This window comes from Lentibacillus jeotgali, from assembly GCF_000224785.1.
GTDB lineage: Bacteria > Bacillota > Bacilli > Bacillales > Amphibacillaceae > Lentibacillus > Lentibacillus jeotgali.
The window spans coordinates 178222-194646 of record NZ_AGAV01000003.1; the positions used below are offsets into that span (position 1 = coordinate 178222).

Genomic DNA, 16425 nt, shown 5'->3' on the forward strand with positions numbered 1-16425 from the left:
GTGTTAATATGGTTTTAGATGCTAAAAAACTAAAGGGAGAGAACGGATTATGACCAAAATCGGATTTGTCCGCCATGGTGTTACACAGTGGAACAAGGAAGGAAGAGCACAAGGGACCTCCGATATCCCGCTGGATGAAGAGGGTCTGGGACAGGCTCGTCTTCTGGCAGAACGGCTTGAATTCGGTGAATGGGATGTCGTATATTCCAGCGATCTATTACGGGCAAAGCAGACTGCAGAAATTCTGAATGCTAAACTTGGAACACAATTGTATCTGGATTCCCGGCTCCGTGAAAGAAATTGCGGTCTCGCTGAAGGAACGACAGAGGAAGAGAGAGTGCAACGATGGGGACCGGGTTGGCGAGAGCTGGATATGCAATTCGAATCATATGACAGTATTATTTCCAGAGGGGATGCTTTGATTGATGAAATCAGTGAGAAACATATGGATCAGAATGTGTTGATTGTCAGTCATGGTGCATTCATTAAGGTTGTGCTGAACGCACTTATTCCTGATTCGAATATGGATGAATCCTTGAAGAATACGTCATTAACCTCCCTGATAAAATGCGAAGGCGGCTGGGATTGTAATCTGTATAATTGGACAGAGCATATACTGAAGGGCGACTCGCTTAAAATGTAACGAAAAGGGAGATGCCTGGCAGTCACTGGGAATTGGCGACAAGGCGAACTGGAATAAAGGATGTGGACAGAGATTCTTAGGCTGGCCCTGGCATTCGCATTCGGGGAACTGAATCTCCATCGTATTCAGCTGTTAGTATTTGAGAACAATAAGCGGGCGATTGCACCTTATGAAAAGTGCGGATTTAAACATGAAGGCGGCCATCGGGAGTATTTGGCCCGTGATGGCAAGTCTGAAGATATGCTTATTTTTGGCATTTTGCGTCGTGAATGGTAGATGGATCAATCCTAAAAGAGTGCTTTATTGGAACTTTCATGCTATGGGACGGCTGGATGTTGTTGTGGAATGGATGTGAAGGAATGGAAAAAGAAAAGCTGATTAGAAAATATGATAAACACGTCAAAATGTATAAAAATGTCTGCAATAATCGTCTCTTGGATCGCTGGAGAAGACCGCTTTTGGCAAATGCTTATGGAAACATCCTGGAAGTCGGCGTCGGCATCGGTGCAAACTTCCCGTATTATGACAGAGAAAATATCCATGTTACAGGGGTTGATTTCAGCCCGGAAATGATTAAAAACGCCAGACAAACCGCTTCTGATTATCAAATTAATGCTGAGCTGCTTCAAATGGATGTTGAGGATCTGGCTTTTGAATCGGATTCTTTTGACTGCATTGTTTCCACGCTGACGATGTGCGGCTATCCTAATCCAACAGGGCTGTTGAATCAATTTAACAACTGGTGCAGAAAGAAAGGCACCATTCTGTTAATGGAACACGGCATCAGCTCAAATTCCGTCTTATCGTATGCGCAAAAGGTGGCTGACCCGTTATTCAAAAAAGCTGCCGGGTGCCATTGTGACCGAAACATCATGAAGATCGTTGAAGATTCCAGCCTCCAAATTGACTATAAGAATAGTTATTGGACAGATATCATAAGTTTAATTTGGGCAAGCCCTGTAAGATAAAATTTGCTCGGTAATTGCAATGCCTCGTCCAGGCTTAGCTTCCAGGGTCCATGTTTTATCAGGAACATATTCACGGTTACGCGCCCATGTTTTAGTCGCCCATATTAAAACGCCCTGAAACATATTATTGATTTTTCGCTTAAGTCTGCCGGTATAACCCCCATGTATCTCTGAATATGAATGAATATGCCTTCTCGTGGATGTGTATCTTAGCCGTAAATTGGGTATAAGCAAAACCAAGGGTGAACGCCTATTTTATTATTATCTCACTCGTAATATTTCTTTATATACGCCCAAATTTTTGATACCCCTTTAGTGAGAGGTGAGACGGCATGGAATTGAATGTCCAGAAGAAGAGCAATGGAAAACTTGGCTTATATGTATTCCCGTTTATTATTGCAGCACTGCTGTTTGTTAATTTCTATATGATTATTAATCACAAATCAATTGTCACAACCTCTATCGCCATGGTCTCTGCTGTGCTGCTTATTATTTTATTTTTAATGTCTATTTGGTCCATTTTTAAAGAAGTGTCAAGGTAGTTGGTTTGCTGAAATCACTGTTTATAGAAAAAGGATGCCGAAACTTGGCATCCTCTTATTTTTAGATATTAGCATTGGCCTGTTCTTCAGCGAATCGGACAAAGTAATCGAGTGAGTCCTGATTGCTAAGTGACCCTTGATTGACTACTTCATTAACAGGCTTGCCCATTAATATTTTCTTAATGGGTATTTCCAACTTCTTACCGTTCAACGTTTTTGGCAGGTCTGGTGCTTCATATATACCGCTGGGGACATGGCGCGGTGAGCAGTGAGTCCGAATCTGATTTTTGATTGTTTTCTTCACATCTTCCGTCAGTACTTTGCCTTCTTTCATCAGGACAAACAGCGGTGTATAGGATTCACCGTCGCCTTTGGGAATATCAACAATCAGACTGTCACTCACTTCGCTGACATGGTCCACTGCACGATAGATTTCACTTGTACCGATACGGATTCCCCCGCGATTGATGGTGGCATCTGACCGGCCATAAATCACGCATGTATGCCGGTTGGTGATTTTCAAATAATCCCCATGCCGCCAAATGCCGGGGAATACATCGAAGTAGCTGTCATGAAGACGGCTGCCGTCCGGATCATTCCAGAAATAAATCGGCATAGACGGGAATGGATCGGTCAGAACAAGTTCACCGACCTTTTCAAATTGCGGGTTGGCATCGTCGTCAAAGCTTTCTATTTTAGCACCAAGACCGCGGCACTGGAGTTCCCCTGCGTGCACAGGCAAAATTGGCGCACCAAGAATAAACGCTGTGCAGACATCGGTTCCGCCGCTTGCCGAAGCAATCCACAAATCTTCCTTCACATTGTTGTAGCACCATTGGAATCCTTCTGGCGGCAGAGGAGACCCGGTTGAGCTGATGCTCTCCAGGTGGCTCAAGTTGAATTCCTCACCAGGCTTCAGGTCTTCATCCTTCATGCTGGCGGTAATATAGCTTGCACTGGTGCCGAAGACCGTCATCTTCGTATCCTGGGCAAACTTCCACAGCATGCGTTTATCCGGGTAGGCTGGGTTACCGTCGTATAAAATAATTGAACTGCCGGTCAGCAGTCCGCCGACAAGGAAATTCCACATCATCCAACCGGTCGTTGTAAACCAAAAGAAGCGGTCGTTTACTCCAAGATCTGCGTGGAATGTCAATGCTTTCAGGTGTTCGAGTAAAATACCGCCCTGGCTCTGCACAATCGGCTTTGGTTTGCCGGTGGTACCGGAGGAAAATAATACCCAGAGCGGGTCATTGAAGTTAACATGCTCAAAGGTCAGGGTTCCTGTCTCGGCAATCGCATCATCCCACAATGTGACGTTCTTCAGCCGGATGGTATCAGGCTGCTCGTTCAAATATGGTATAGTTATGGTCGCTTCCAGTGTCGGCAGCTCGGACTGGATATTTTCCACAACATCAATCCGGTCAAAATCTTTCCCGCCGTAACGGTAGCCGTCTACGGTCACCATCACTTTCGGTTCAATCTGTTTAAACCGGTCGATCACACTTTGTGTACCAAAATCCGGTGAGGCACTCGACCAGATGGCGCCAAGGCTGGCAGTTGCCAGGAAAGCGACAATAGTTTCATAGATATTGGCAACATAAGCCACCACACGGTCGCCCTTTGCAACACCAAGATTTTTAAGGGTTTTTTGCATGGCAGAAGTGTCCTGGTACAGCTTTTGCCATGTTATTTCTTGTGTATCGCGTAATTCTGAGGACTGGATAATAGCCGGCTTATCATCATCCCGGTTTCTGAAAATATGTTCGGTATAGTTGATGGTTGCTTCCGGAAACCACTTGGCTCCAGGCATCTGATGTGATGTAAGGATCGTTTCATAAGGATCTTTCGCCTGGATATTAAAGTATTCCCAGATTGACGTCCAGAAATCTTCCAATTCATCGACAGACCATTTCCAGAGCGAATGATAGTCATCGAATTGCAGGTTTTTGTGTTCGTTTAGCCAATTCATATAATCATAGATTTTTGATTGCTGCTTACGTTTTTCACCCGGTTCCCATAACAGGGTGCCTTCTTTTATCTCACTCAAATTCATGCTCCTCCTTTAGACTGCACTCGTTCCCATTATATGAAACCGTTTTCTGTGTGTAAAGGGTTACTGCCATTCTGTCCTGTGAAGGTGAACATTGGAAATAAGAGTCAGAATGGATATCATTGTGATCGGGAGTTCAGTGATAAAGTAACAGTAATTCGTGAAGGAAAATAATCGTCGTTGCATAGGCCCCAGGGGTTTTGTGATCTTTTATTGTCAGGGTTTGTGTGAAAGTTATGTAAGATGTATGTCAGCACGATACAATTAAGTGTTACATTTGTTTGGAAAAGTGTTGGAATGTCTGGAGTCAGTATGCGGAGTACCTAATATATGGGGCGGATTCCCGTAGCACCTGCTATAAATCTCTTAGCTTTGTTTCATGCTCAATGGAGCGTAAAGCAAGGGTTTCCATCGATTTATCCTGCCTATGACTGCTTTCAGATAACATCTGCAGTTTTTCTGAATTCACTGCAACCTGATTGAAGTTTCGATTAATCTGGCTGTAATTACGATCAATTCGTTCTGCATTGCCATCTATTTTATTATCGAGACGTTGGATATCTTCTTCAAGACGTTGGATGTCATCTTTAGTAGCCATGCTGGATATATCGTCTTTGGTCGCCATACTGGAGATGTCATCTTTAGTAGCCATGCTGGATATATCGTCTTTGGAGACCATTTCGGAGATGTCATCTTTAGTAGCCATGCTGGATATATCGTCTTTGGTCGCCATACCGGAGATGTCATCTTTAGTAGCCATGCCGGATATATCGTCTTTGGAGACCATTTCGGAGATGTCATCTTTAGTCACCATGTTAATCTTGATATCTTTGATTCCATTCACTAACTGCTGTAAAATCGTTTCCAATATTATCACCTCCTTTAATTTCAGCAATGAACCTCATCTAAACTATATCACGCTACCATGCAGGGCGCAACTTTAAAATAAAAGGGATTACACACAGGGAAATGCCATGTCACCAGGCGAAATCATCATTAAGGATAATGTCAATAATTCATTGTTGAAATAACGCAAAATCAAAAGGTGTCATGCTTTTAGTTTTGGTCACACGAATTTCATTTTGTTACAAGCCAGGGAAATACGACAAATGGTTTAGATGCAATACTGTCAAAGTGTATCTTGTATGTAATTATAAAAACGCTCCGGTTTGGATATTTACCGAAGCGCATTTGTTACATTGTGTCATAGCGATATGCCGTATGTGGAAACTACTGCCGGTTATGCCGGTCATGTTCAGCAAACTTCACAAATGTTAGCTCATCTTCCACCAGCCCGCATGAACCGCATTGAATTTTATACTCTGGACCGCTGTAAGTCATATGAAATATCTCCGGTTGGCCGTCTGTATAATCATTTAAAAGTTCGCCAGTCTGCGGGTCCAATTTCACCGGTTTTGCCACTTGCTCGATAATATTAAACCGTGAACGATTCGTTTTGCAATTGGGACAAAGGTATTGCTGGGTCATAACAGACACCTCCAGTCCTTATTATTCTAGAACTGTAAAAACTTATACAGGAGGTTAAATTCCTCATTCAGTGTAAAAATAAAAACCATCACCCATTATAATAAGTGATGGTTGAAAGGTGTTCAGCAATCCAAAAAACGCGGTCTATGAAAGCCAGCGTTTGATTTTTCCAAGAAAGGATTCATCTGCTTCGGTGTCTTTAATCGTTTTTTCATCCGCGTGATCATCAATAAAAATATGTTCTTTTTCAATTGCATAATCATACGCAAGGACTGCGCCGATATCGGTATCGACCTCTTCATTGGTAACCTCAGTGTAAGGAATATTGTACTTGTTAGCTAGTGCTTTTTCTTCCTTCAGAAACTTGTGTGAAACATCGCCGTTCATGAGCAGTTTAGCACCTTTGTTTGACTTCATTGCCTGATCGAGGTGTGCTAGTCCTTTATCTGACATGACCTGCCCTTTCGTAAGGACGATGACAATACGTTCCCTGATTGTCCCCAGGTATTTTTTCCGCTCAGATCGTTTCGTTTGCCGGGTGCCATATATTCCTTCCGTTAAATAGTCGTCGACATTCTTTTGCCCCATACTGCCACTTCCTTGTTAAGTATTAATATGTTTATTGTATATGATGAACAGCATCCTCGCAAAACCACAGTTTAAATTTGAAAAGTGCCCCAAGGGGAGGGGCACTTCTTCTCAGGAATTCTTGTTTTTCACACGTTTTTGAGCTGCTCGTCTTCTGATCTGAGCTATTTTGTCATGGTGGTCACCAAATTCTTCGGAAAACTCAACATCCTTGCTTTCCGTTATTGCATATTTCGGCGTCTGCGCCAAACGGGCTCTTCCTCTGCGGCTCGTGTGGTGCTCGTCTCTGCCCATATTATCCACCTCAATTAAAATGGCTTCGCGGATAGTATGTGCAAAAAACTGCGATATTATCCTACATGTAAAGGACAGTAATCCGCCACACAACGGTAGCCAAATGCCCCTAAATGCCTAATTCTGTTCAACTAACATTCAGCGGGGGAAAAAGCATCCCCAATGAATGAAGTTTCGCTTCATCAGCTTCTGTCACCGCCGAACAGATTATATAATTCATGAGACTGCCTGCTTCAGCAATCACCGTTTCTTGCGGGTCGCGCTCAACTTCAACAAATTGCATGTCATCCCCGTGGAGTTCGTAATCAATTTCGTGGTTATTCACGTTTTCCATCCCCTTATTAGCTATTACAGAGTAATACGTGGAAAATCCTGAAAAGATTCACACGCTTTGCAAATAATTATAGAGCTTTTTCCATATACTACAAAAGTATACCTATGTATAAAATAATGCAGATGTTTTTGTTAGGAGGAATTTGATGCCACTTAATATTACCCAGAAACTGATTAAAGACCATCTAGTTACCGGAGAAATGACATCGGGTGAGGAGATTGGGTTGAAAATCGATCAGACACTTACTCAGGATGCGACCGGGACATTGGTCATGCTGGAACTTGAAGCAATGGAGCTTGACCAGGCGAAAACCGAAGTATCAGCGCAATATGTCGACCACAATCTGATTCAGGAAGACAGCAAAAACCCTGATGACCACTTGTTTCTGCAAAGTGCAACTGAACGCTTCGGACTGTATTTCTCCAGACCTGGAAATGGTGTGAGTCATCCCGTACATATGCAGCGATTGGCTAAGCCGGGTAAAACCTTACTCGGATCTGACAGCCATACATGCGCAAACGGCTGTATGGGAATGCTCGCGATGGGGGCAGGCGGGATCGATGTTGCGATGGCCATTGCCGGTGAACCCTTCTATGTCAAAATGCCGAAAGTCTGGGGTGTCAAGCTGACCGGAAAGCTCCCGGATTGGGTCAGCGCAAAAGACGTAATTCTCGAGCTTCTGCGCAGACATGACGTTAAAGGCGGTGTTGGATCAGTCATTGAGTATTTTGGTCCGGGTGTAGAAAATTTAAGTGCAATGGATCGTCACGTGATTGCCAATATGGGAGCCGAACTTGGTGCAACAGGTACTGTTTTTCCATCCGATAAAGAAGTCAAACGCTTTCTGAAGGCACAGGACCGTGAAGACGACTGGATTGAGCTAACAGCAGATAAAGGGGCAGCATATGACATTTTGGAAGAAGTCGATCTCTCGGAACTCGAACCGCTGATTGCCAAGCCATCGAGCCCGGGCAATGTTGTCGCTGTCAGGGAATTGGCCGGTACACCAATTTATCAATCGTATGTCGGATCTTCCGCCAACCCTGGATACCGTGATTTTGCTATTGCAGCAGAAATTGTAAACGGTATGAATATTGCCGATGGCGTATCATTTGATATTAACCCGACATCGAGGCAGATGCTGACAGACTTAGTACAAGAAAGTCACATTGCCAGTCTGCTGCAGGCCGGTGCACGGATGCATCAGGCGGGATGCAATGGGTGCATTGGCATGGGACAGGCTCCTGCAACAGGCAGGAATAGTCTGCGCACAACGCCACGAAATTTCCCCGGACGCTCCGGGACACGAGAGGACAGTGTGTTTCTGTGCAGCCCGGAGACGGCGGCTGCATCTGCATTGACAGGGCAGATAACCGATCCGCGCTCGCTTGAAGCAGACTATCCAAAAATAAAGGAGCCGAAGCACGCAACAGCGAACATGGATCTGCTTGATGAACCGCTTCCGTATGAGCAGGCGAAAGATGTTGAATTAAAGAAGGGTCCGAATATCGCTTCCATCCCTAAGATGGATGAAATGCCTGACCGTCTGGAATTGCCGATCCTCTTGAAAATGGACGATAATATATCGACCGATGAAATTTTGGCCGGCGGCGCCCGGGTTCTTCCATACCGAAGCAACCTGCCGGAAATCAGCAAGTTTACGTTCGAGATCATCGACGATACGTACTATAAACGTGGAAAGGCAACCGTTGACGACGGCGGTCATGCGATTGTTGGAGGCTATAACTATGGCCAGGGTTCCAGTCGTGAACATGCAGCCCTGGCACCACGCTTTTTGGGACTGCGTGTTGCGCTTGTGAAAGATTTCGCGCGCATTCACTGGCAGAACCTTGTGAATTTTGGGGTGTTGCCGCTAACATTCGTCAACGAAGCGGATTATGATTTACTGTCCTCCGGTGACGTTTTGGTGCTGTCCGATTTGCGGAATAAAATCCAGCAGGGGAATGAATTTTCAATCGATGTAAAAGATAAGAATGAACAAATCAATGTACAACACGGCCTTTCTGAACGGCAAATTGAGATTATGCTGAAAGGCGGCATTATTAATTGGGCAAAAGATCGGCAACAGATAGGAGGGTAAACCATGGCACGCGAAAATACATGCAAAGCTTGTGAAGGAACAGGCATGCTTTCCGATGACGAAGGCTGGCAATACCAATGCAGTGTATGTCATGGCGACGGAACACGCGATATTGAGGACATTACAAGATCGGCACGCGTCATGTCCGTTGACGAAAATAATCGGCTGCTGGATTAACCATGCGGTACAGAGTGAAAAGAAGGAATCGGCTCATTTGCCGATTCCTTCTTTATTTAGCCTTGGCAGCCTTAGATTAATGCGGCATTGTGCCCTGGGTCGGGGCGTAGCTTTGCTGGAATGCCTGCATATCCTGCTGCTGAAGCTGAGGCACTTGATAATATTGATTCTTGTTTTGATAAAGGAATACTTCATAGGCCATTTCAATTAAGTTCGGGACACTGTCTGCCAACACACGCCGCATAACGGGGTTGGTCATTTCCAGTGAAGCATTCGTAAATGCTGTTGCCGCTGATTTCAGCGAACTCATCATGAAGCCGGATACTTTCTCGTCATTGATTTCGCTGACCGATTGGATGGGAGCGGACGGCTGTGACGGAGGCTGCATACCATACATAACGTTATTGTTCTGATCCATCTTGTAGGACTGGGTATCAACAGCCGGATCCTGTCCGGATTGGAAAGTGTCCACAATTGTATTATAAAGCTGGCTGCAAAAAGCCCGGTGTTTTTGTGACATCGTTTGCAATTCCGGATCCTGGATGTACTGTTCATAAAGCACACATTGATCCAGTGCGCCGGTCAGCGCTGATAAAGCTTCATGTCCGTCAAACATATCATGACCGCCATAATGCTGTTGCGGTGGCAGTTGTGTCGTGTCCGTAAAATTTTGCTGCTGGTTAAGCATCTACATAACCTCCTAAAAGTATTCCTTTTTATTTTGGGATAAAAGGGAATGATTATGTGTCATATAGCTACTTTGCCTATTGCCATTTTTTACGTGTAGCTAGCCGTATGTGTTTCGCGCGACAATCACAGAATTTCGCGCGAACACAGCGTGAAATCGCGCAACGACCCTGGAATTTCGCGCGACAACCTCGAAATTTCAAGCAACTACATATGAAATCAAGGGGCTCATCTTCTAAAACCTTCCCTCACCTTTATAATCGAAAAGAAATCCTAAAAAGTGGCATGAAAATAAAAAATATATATTTTTTCTCTGGATTTGCCCCTTTTTTCACACTTGTTTCGATTGTAGTTAAAAGAGGGGATTCTGATACGGTGTCCTCTGTTAATACCTCTGAACCAATTGTTGCAGCAAAAATTTAAATAAACAACTTTCTTAAACAATGTTGAATAGGTATAATTTAATGTCATGAAGGATATTTTCACTTCAGCGCTTTGACACATGGTTTTTGTCAAGGCTTGAGATGAAGGAGTTGTTAGACAATGTCTGCAGAAGATAAAGAGAACATTGAAGTATGGGAGGACCTTGTTCATATTAAGGATCTGGTCATAAGCCTCGCTATCTGCAGTGTGACGTCACTTGGCGGATATCTGATTGCCCCTGAAGGTCAGCAGCCGCTCATATACGGGCTTATAGGAGCAGTGTTAGGCTTTATTACCAGTACGATTGTCATTAAGCCAAAACGAAATTTCAGTTATACAGATGAGGAGTAGGCATTTATGGATGTTGTTTTAATTGGACAGATGGCTGCTATAGCATTGCTTGGTGCTGCATTATATACAATCATCGGTATTGCACCCGGTACGGATGAAACCGCCGTTCTTGCACCGGTTACGCTTGTGCTTGTTATTTCCGGTCTTGAGCCGATTCTTGTTTTGACATTTTTTATTGCGGCCATTGTAGCGAAAAAATTGACCGATTCCATTCCGGTGGCAGTTGCCGGTATCCCGGGCGGTGTCATGTCCGCGCCAATGGTTGAGCATGCAATGGTTCTGAAAAAATACGGGAAACCGGATGTGAGTATTCGCAAAATGGCCTCGGGTTCTGTGATTGGGACGATCATTTCCGTCCCATTGAGTTTGCTGCTGGCGACCGCACTGGTACCGCTAGCCGACGTTATCGAGCAGTATTCAAGTCAGATATTTTTCTTTGGAGCGATTTTCCTGGCATTGATGACGAAAAATCGCTGGTTTGCGGTATTGTCGATTGTTCCATTTGCATTCGTTATCCAGGGGCTGCGGAATCTATATTGGGAACTGGATATTGTACCTGAAGATACGACCGTCTTCACATCATTTTTTCTCGGTATTACGATTGGACCGGTGATATTAAAATTATTCGAATTACTGAATGGACGGGTCAGGAGAAACCTGCCGCGTTATGGTACAAAAACGATTGAAATGAGACGAACAAAAGCAGAAAAAGGCTTTCCGAATCCGTTCAAAATTTTGAATAAGAATGAAACAATCTCAAGTGCTGTCAGTTCGGTGCTTGGGGTGCTGACTTTCTTTATGAGTCCTGTCGGCATGACCATCTTTCTTGGAGAAATGATCACCAGCCGCATCAAGGATCCAGTCAAGCGAGCAGCCCGTGCGATCTCCAGTATGGACGGGCTGACGAACGCAGCATACCTTTCAGGTACACTGGTCCCGTTGATTGCGATAGGCTATCCTCTTTCCCCGACAGCTCTGGGGCCCGGACATGCTTTATTTAATGCGCCGCCGGTCTACACATATGAACATAATCTGCACCATATCCTGTCGATGAACGATTTTGTGATGGCGACAGTTATCGGAGCTGTGATTGCAATTGGTCTGACCTTCTTTATAACCATTAAATATGCGCAGCCGATATGTGCGTTTGTGTTCAAATATATTCCGCATGAAGCAATGCTTGGTTTATTTTTCGGACTTGTCATGATGCTCGCATACATGGATGCAGGAGTTCTGAACATTGCCGGAGTTCTGGTGATCGGGCTGGTGGCAGGTTTTATGCATCGAAAGGGTGTCAATTATGGCGTCCAGTTCATGACGTTATATGCAGCCCCATGGCTTGTGGGACTGATATTTTAAACGTCAATGCCGTGAAACCTTCTGCTGATCATCAACGTAGTACTGGCAGATAGAGAGGGGATTCCTGTGAGAAAATCCGCGTATATGTTTTGTTTGTCTTTCTTTATGCTGACGGTGGCTGCCGGATGCAGTGATGGCGTTGAAGAAAGTAAGGAGGATGCAACTGTGAACGGCAAATGGACAGGGGCAATTGATGTTCCTAATCAGCAGCTTGATATCATTGTTAAACTAACTAAAGATAACGAGTGGTCGGGAACGATCAGTATCCCTGTCCAGGGCATCAAGGATTATCCGCTTTCCGCGGTAACTGTTGATGGAAATGATATCGCTTTTTTCATGGAACTACAGGGGCAGCAGATTTCATTTGATGGCGAGTTGAAGAAAGATGTGATCGAAGGCAACTTTAGCCAGCATGGGCAGACGTTTCCCTTTAGTCTGACAAAAGGCGGACCTGTAGATGAAAACGATAAGAATTTTTTAAGTGTCGAAACAAATGAAGGAACGCTTTATGGTGAAGTGGAGAAGCCTGATGGGAAAGGGCCTTTTCCGGTTATGCTGATCATTCCCGGTTCAGGTCCGACTGACCGCAATGGTAATTCAAACGGCGTTCAGGGAGACAATAACAGCCTTAAGATGCTGGCTGAAAGCTTGGCCGAATATGGTGTTGCGAGTGTGCGTTATGATAAGCGGGGCGCCGGGAAAAACTTGGAGGCAGCCATCCCTGAAAATGAGCTCAGGTTTGATCAATTCGTGGATGACGCGGTCAAGTGGACAGATTCGCTGGCACAGGAAGACGATTTTTCAAAGGTCGGAATCATCGGGCACAGTCAGGGCTCACTGGTAGGTATGCTGGCGGCACAGAAAGGTCAGGCTGATGTCTTTATTTCACTTGCTGGGGCAGGACGTTCGATTGACCAGGTGCTCTATGATCAGCTGGAGAGCCAATTGTCCGGAAATTTGCTGCAGGAAGCGATGAGTATTCTGGAAAAGCTAAAGCAGGGAGAAAGAATCGAGAATGTAAGCCAGGAACTGCAAGGCGCCTTCCGCCCATCTGTTCAGGGATTCATAGCTTCCTGGATGCAGTATGATCCGGCCGAGGAGATCACTGAACTCGAAGTGCCGGTGTTGATTGCCGGCGGCGGCCGTGATTTGCAGGTTCCGGCGAATGAAGCGGAACTACTTTATGAGGCTCAGCCGAACGCTAATAAATTGATTCTAGAAAAAATGAATCATGTGCTGAAAGAGGCACCAGCAGATGAAGAAGGAAATAAAGCGACTTACAGCGATCCTGAACTTCCATTGGCAGACGGATTGATGGAAGGAATCATCGACTTTTTAAAGGAAAATGAGTTTATGAAGTAAAGACGAATGGGGGATTGGAAATGGAGGATAAACAACCGATTCAATTGGACGAACGCATTCATTTAATCGATGGTTTTGATTTGGGCGTATCCGAGCGTACAGGTACATATGTCATTAATGAGGATGCGCTTACACTCATCGAAACAGGACCGAGTCCGTCGGTGAAATATATCAAAAAGGGACTCGATAATCTTAGTTTCTCCCTTGAAGATGTTCAATACATCATCGTCACACATGTTCACCTCGATCATGCAGGCGGGGCCGGGCTACTGCTAAAGGAGTGTCCGAATGCGACCGTCGTTGTACATCCAAAAGGGGCCAGACATTTAGTAAATCCCAAAAAGCTAGCTGCAGGAGCCAGAGGGGTATATGGCGACAGTTTCACCGACTTATTTGATCCGATCGTGCCAGTGCCTGAAGACCGTCTGATTGAAAAAGGCGAAGGAGCCACACTGACAATTGGCGAGAAGTGCACCTTAGAATTTCTCGATACACCCGGCCATGCCAGACATCACTTCAGTATTTATGACCCTGTTACCAATGGCTTGTTTACAGGTGATACGGTTGGCATCCGGTATAAGCAGCTGATTGATGAAGGCATTGATTTCTTTTTACCGTCAACCTCCCCAAACCATTTTGATCCAAATGCGATGCATGCGTCTATCGATCGTATTCGAAACATGAATCTGAAGAGGATTTATTACGGGCATTTCGGCATGACGGAGAATGTTAATCAAGCGCTAGATCAGGTATCGGAGTGGCTCGATATTTTTGTTGGAATTGGTGAAGAAGCCATGTCGGAAGGAAAAGCGTATGATGTGCTACCATCACGCATGCTGGAGCAGGTCAAAGGCGATTTATCGATAAAAGGTTTGCGGACCGATCATGATGTCTACATCCTGCTTAATCTGGATATGCAGGTGTGTGCCCTTGGTTTGGTGGATTATTTTAGGAAATTGGAGCAAAAATAAAATAAACTTCATGTAGCTTAAAACAAAACTCTCTTTAATGACATCAAAGCAGGCTTTTTTTCATACAATATTTTGGGGTGAAGAAAAAATGCCATTCGTAAGATACACAGAAGCAGACGTTAACTTGATGGCAAGGATGATGAGAGCGGAGGCTGTAGGTGAAGGAAAGCAAGGAATGTTGTATGTCGGAAATGTAATTGTTAACCGTGCTAAAGCGGATTGTTTAGATTTTACAAATGTAAGAACTATTCGAGACGTCATTTTTCAGGTACAAGGAGGAAATTATTCGTTTGAGGCTGTCCAAAAAGGCAATGTATTTTATCAAAGAGCAAGGTCTACTGAAAAAAGATTAGCAAGAAAGAATTTGAAATATTGGAGGCAACACCCAGCGAAATATGCTCTTTGGTATTTCAATCCATATGGTCCATGTCCTCCAACATGGTACGGTCAGCCTTTTTCCGGCCAATATAAAAATCATTGTTATTATGAACCAGCGGCTGGAACATGTGCCAGTGTTTATTGAGTAATTCGTTAGAAAATCGAATAAGATAATGAGCTGATATAAATTAAAAAGGGAGCGGCGCTTTTTTAATAAAGAAGCGCCGCTCCTTATACATAAGCTAAGATTTGTTTTTTCCGGAACATATATCTTATTTCACCTTTTGAGGGGGAACTCTTAATGCATGGCTGGAAAGTACAGGCTGATAGGAGAATTATGGAAGAAAGGGAAGCCGCAAGATTGTTCGATTTTCCCTGTGTCCTGGAATAACGGTTTGTCTTCAACTCCGTTGAGGAAGTTATATTCATATTCCAAAGTTTTACCCCTTGGGACTTTGCATTGGCCAAAGGGTTTACTACGGTAAATTAAAAAGGAATTGTTCCATTATAGGGCCAGATTGTGGAAGACTAGAACATAAAATTTTTTGTGCAAAACATGTTTACAAACATATAAAAACGTGGTATATAAAGAATAGAAGTTAGCACTCATATTTACCGAGTGCTAACAACACATCATAAAGGAGTGGTTAATGATGACTAGATTGATTCCTTTCAACAAAAGGGTTCGAGGTCTCAGTAGGGACGGGCCGGGGAATTTTATCAACATGGTTGGCGACTTCTTTCATGACCCGTGGTTTACGAATAGAAACCCAATGATTTAAAACAAAAATCACCACTCATTAACTGAATGAGTACAACAATTAAAATTTTATAAAAGGAGTGATTAATAATGGCTGGATTGATTCCTTTCAACCGAAAAAATCGTAATGTGGTTAGTGCAAGCCCAAGGAATCCTTTCAACATGATTGATGACTTCTTTGATGAAGCCTTTAGTGATTTCCCGTCCCTTAGAAGAAACTTGACTACAGACCCATTCAAGGTTGATGTAAGGGAAACCGACAACGAATACCTGGTTGAGGCTGAACTTCCAGGGGTAAAAAAAGAAGACATTAATGTCAATTTAAGCGACGACGGTAGGCTTTCTATTGCTGTAAATCGAAACGAGGATGTTGAGAGCAAAGACGAAGATGGTAATTATATTCACAGGGAACGTCGTTCTAAGGCTATGCAACGTTCTCTTTATTTGGAAAACGCCAAACCAGATGGCGTCAGTGCAAGGTTGGAAGATGGTTTGCTCAAAATTAATGTGACCAAAGAAGAACAGGCGAATAACGATAACACGCATAGGGTAGAAATCGAATAGGTCACAAAACGCCTGTTACCCCTTGAACTCTACATTACTTAATGTAGGGGGCTCCCTTAATAAATGGGGGTGATATAACATGATTTTACAAGTGATACAAGAACAATACGAGGCTCTTATGAAGTCACATTTGCCTCCAAAACGTAAAAATCAAATGCTTGGTGTTTTGATGTCACGGCTAGAAGAATCATTTTATGTTAGTCCGTTTGAAGAACATCCAGATGAAAGGGTGATGGCCCTGTATAAAAAGATTAATCAAAGCAGAAAAAATATACAAAAACAAGGAAATGACGTGGCAGAAAATTAAATTGAAAAAGGTTGTCAAAGTAAGCCCCCGCTTGACCACGGGGGCTTACTTGTTGATTCAATGAGCAAAAATACC

Annotated in this window: 19 protein-coding genes and 1 pseudogene; 13 read left to right on the top strand and 7 right to left on the bottom strand. The window is 43.9% G+C overall.

The features are described 5' to 3' along the window. Nucleotides 1–49 precede the first annotated feature (49 nt). The 4 genes from ON01_RS01340 to ON01_RS01355 all read left to right on the top strand — a co-directional run bounded on the left by ON01_RS01340 (nucleotide 50) and on the right by ON01_RS01355 (nucleotide 2153). On the top strand, nucleotides 50–643 hold the full coding sequence (locus ON01_RS01340; protein WP_010529210.1) for a histidine phosphatase family protein: 594 nt from the start codon (nucleotides 50–52) through the stop codon (nucleotides 641–643). Between the two features lie 60 nt (nucleotides 644–703). Then, on the top strand, nucleotides 704–919 hold the full coding sequence (locus ON01_RS01345; RefSeq protein ID WP_010529211.1) for a GNAT family N-acetyltransferase: 216 nt from the start codon (nucleotides 704–706) through the stop codon (nucleotides 917–919). 83 nt (nucleotides 920–1002) lie between these two features. Next, nucleotides 1003–1611: a class I SAM-dependent methyltransferase gene (locus ON01_RS01350; protein ID WP_010529212.1), complete on the top strand. Its 609-nt coding sequence runs from the start codon at nucleotides 1003–1005 to the stop codon at nucleotides 1609–1611. 332 nt (nucleotides 1612–1943) lie between these two features. Then, nucleotides 1944–2153 (top strand): hypothetical protein, encoded by a 210-nt coding sequence (locus tag ON01_RS01355; protein ID WP_010529213.1) that lies wholly within the window; start codon nucleotides 1944–1946, stop codon nucleotides 2151–2153. Between the two features lie 61 nt (nucleotides 2154–2214). Here ON01_RS01355 and ON01_RS01360 read toward each other — a convergent pair whose 3' ends face one another. The 6 genes and pseudogenes from ON01_RS01360 to ON01_RS19110 all read right to left on the bottom strand — a co-directional run. Further along, nucleotides 2215–4203: an acetoacetate--CoA ligase gene (locus ON01_RS01360; RefSeq protein ID WP_010529214.1), complete on the bottom strand. Its 1989-nt coding sequence runs from the start codon at nucleotides 4201–4203 to the stop codon at nucleotides 2215–2217. A gap of 358 nt (nucleotides 4204–4561) precedes the next feature. Beyond that, nucleotides 4562–5074 (bottom strand): hypothetical protein, encoded by a 513-nt coding sequence (locus ON01_RS01365; RefSeq protein ID WP_010529215.1) that lies wholly within the window; start codon nucleotides 5072–5074, stop codon nucleotides 4562–4564. A gap of 362 nt (nucleotides 5075–5436) precedes the next feature. After that, complete coding sequence (locus ON01_RS01370; RefSeq protein WP_010529216.1) at nucleotides 5437–5694, bottom strand: hypothetical protein; 258 nt, start codon at nucleotides 5692–5694, stop codon at nucleotides 5437–5439. 144 nt (nucleotides 5695–5838) lie between these two features. Beyond that, complete coding sequence (locus ON01_RS01375; protein WP_010529217.1) at nucleotides 5839–6282, bottom strand: YueI family protein; 444 nt, start codon at nucleotides 6280–6282, stop codon at nucleotides 5839–5841. Nucleotides 6283–6393: 111 nt separating this feature from the next. After that, nucleotides 6394–6576 carry a YfhD family protein gene (locus tag ON01_RS01380; RefSeq protein ID WP_029328939.1) on the bottom strand — a complete coding sequence of 61 codons (183 nt, stop codon included), beginning with the start codon at nucleotides 6574–6576 and terminating at the stop codon, nucleotides 6394–6396. A gap of 217 nt (nucleotides 6577–6793) precedes the next feature. Further along, nucleotides 6794–6901: pseudogene (locus ON01_RS19110) on the bottom strand (TIGR00266 family protein); the annotation flags it as partial. Between the two features lie 154 nt (nucleotides 6902–7055). Here ON01_RS19110 and ON01_RS01390 point away from each other — a divergent pair. Next, nucleotides 7056–9011 (top strand): aconitate hydratase, encoded by a 1956-nt coding sequence (locus ON01_RS01390; RefSeq protein WP_010529220.1) that lies wholly within the window; start codon nucleotides 7056–7058, stop codon nucleotides 9009–9011. 3 nt (nucleotides 9012–9014) lie between these two features. Next, nucleotides 9015–9188 (top strand): hypothetical protein, encoded by a 174-nt coding sequence (locus tag ON01_RS19380; protein ID WP_010529221.1) that lies wholly within the window; start codon nucleotides 9015–9017, stop codon nucleotides 9186–9188. Between the two features lie 76 nt (nucleotides 9189–9264). Here ON01_RS19380 and ON01_RS01395 read toward each other — a convergent pair whose 3' ends face one another. After that, entirely contained in the window at nucleotides 9265–9876 is a 612-nt protein-coding gene (locus ON01_RS01395; protein ID WP_010529222.1) for a spore coat protein, read from the bottom strand. A gap of 542 nt (nucleotides 9877–10418) precedes the next feature. On the opposite strand from ON01_RS01395, the gene ON01_RS01400 reads away from it, so the two are divergent. The 7 genes from ON01_RS01400 (at nucleotide 10419) to ON01_RS01430 (ending at nucleotide 16350) form a co-directional block, all read left to right on the top strand. Beyond that, nucleotides 10419–10649, top strand: coding sequence for a hypothetical protein (locus ON01_RS01400; RefSeq protein ID WP_010529223.1), 231 nt, complete (start codon nucleotides 10419–10421; stop codon nucleotides 10647–10649). A 6-nt stretch (nucleotides 10650–10655) separates the two neighbouring features. Beyond that, the gene (locus ON01_RS01405) at nucleotides 10656–12008 is read left to right on the top strand and encodes a tripartite tricarboxylate transporter permease (RefSeq protein ID WP_010529224.1); all 1353 of its coding nucleotides are present in this window, start codon (nucleotides 10656–10658) and stop codon (nucleotides 12006–12008) included. Between the two features lie 66 nt (nucleotides 12009–12074). Continuing rightward, nucleotides 12075–13370, top strand: a complete 1296-nt coding sequence (locus tag ON01_RS01410; protein ID WP_010529225.1) for an alpha/beta hydrolase — start codon at nucleotides 12075–12077, stop codon at nucleotides 13368–13370. A 20-nt stretch (nucleotides 13371–13390) separates the two neighbouring features. Further along, entirely contained in the window at nucleotides 13391–14341 is a 951-nt protein-coding gene (locus ON01_RS01415; RefSeq protein WP_010529226.1) for an MBL fold metallo-hydrolase, read from the top strand. Between the two features lie 88 nt (nucleotides 14342–14429). Continuing rightward, nucleotides 14430–14864, top strand: coding sequence for a cell wall hydrolase (locus ON01_RS01420; protein WP_010529227.1), 435 nt, complete (start codon nucleotides 14430–14432; stop codon nucleotides 14862–14864). 705 nt (nucleotides 14865–15569) lie between these two features. Beyond that, nucleotides 15570–16043: an Hsp20/alpha crystallin family protein gene (locus ON01_RS01425; protein ID WP_010529228.1), complete on the top strand. Its 474-nt coding sequence runs from the start codon at nucleotides 15570–15572 to the stop codon at nucleotides 16041–16043. Nucleotides 16044–16122: 79 nt separating this feature from the next. Then, on the top strand, nucleotides 16123–16350 hold the full coding sequence (locus ON01_RS01430) for a hypothetical protein (RefSeq protein WP_010529229.1): 228 nt from the start codon (nucleotides 16123–16125) through the stop codon (nucleotides 16348–16350). Nucleotides 16351–16425 lie beyond the last annotated feature (75 nt).

What these genes read in the sequence shown, in the direction of transcription:
- ON01_RS01375 (WP_010529217.1), bottom strand. Translation starts at nt 6,282, where the DNA reads ATGGGGCAAAAGAATGTCGACGACTATTTAACGGAAGGAATATATGGC.
- ON01_RS01400 (WP_010529223.1), top strand. Translation starts at nt 10,419, where the DNA reads ATGTCTGCAGAAGATAAAGAGAACATTGAAGTATGGGAGGACCTTGTT.
- ON01_RS01345 (WP_010529211.1), top strand. Translation starts at nt 704, where the DNA reads ATGTGGACAGAGATTCTTAGGCTGGCCCTGGCATTCGCATTCGGGGAA.
- ON01_RS01405 (WP_010529224.1), top strand. Translation starts at nt 10,656, where the DNA reads ATGGATGTTGTTTTAATTGGACAGATGGCTGCTATAGCATTGCTTGGT.
- ON01_RS01340 (WP_010529210.1), top strand. Translation starts at nt 50, where the DNA reads ATGACCAAAATCGGATTTGTCCGCCATGGTGTTACACAGTGGAACAAG.
- ON01_RS01415 (WP_010529226.1), top strand. Translation starts at nt 13,391, where the DNA reads ATGGAGGATAAACAACCGATTCAATTGGACGAACGCATTCATTTAATC.
- ON01_RS01395 (WP_010529222.1), bottom strand. Translation starts at nt 9,876, where the DNA reads ATGCTTAACCAGCAGCAAAATTTTACGGACACGACACAACTGCCACCG.
- ON01_RS01420 (WP_010529227.1), top strand. Translation starts at nt 14,430, where the DNA reads ATGCCATTCGTAAGATACACAGAAGCAGACGTTAACTTGATGGCAAGG.
- ON01_RS01355 (WP_010529213.1), top strand. Translation starts at nt 1,944, where the DNA reads ATGGAATTGAATGTCCAGAAGAAGAGCAATGGAAAACTTGGCTTATAT.
- ON01_RS01430 (WP_010529229.1), top strand. Translation starts at nt 16,123, where the DNA reads ATGATTTTACAAGTGATACAAGAACAATACGAGGCTCTTATGAAGTCA.
- ON01_RS01380 (WP_029328939.1), bottom strand. Translation starts at nt 6,576, where the DNA reads ATGGGCAGAGACGAGCACCACACGAGCCGCAGAGGAAGAGCCCGTTTG.
- ON01_RS01350 (WP_010529212.1), top strand. Translation starts at nt 1,003, where the DNA reads ATGGAAAAAGAAAAGCTGATTAGAAAATATGATAAACACGTCAAAATG.
- ON01_RS01425 (WP_010529228.1), top strand. Translation starts at nt 15,570, where the DNA reads ATGGCTGGATTGATTCCTTTCAACCGAAAAAATCGTAATGTGGTTAGT.
- ON01_RS01390 (WP_010529220.1), top strand. Translation starts at nt 7,056, where the DNA reads ATGCCACTTAATATTACCCAGAAACTGATTAAAGACCATCTAGTTACC.
- ON01_RS01370 (WP_010529216.1), bottom strand. Translation starts at nt 5,694, where the DNA reads ATGACCCAGCAATACCTTTGTCCCAATTGCAAAACGAATCGTTCACGG.
- ON01_RS19380 (WP_010529221.1), top strand. Translation starts at nt 9,015, where the DNA reads ATGGCACGCGAAAATACATGCAAAGCTTGTGAAGGAACAGGCATGCTT.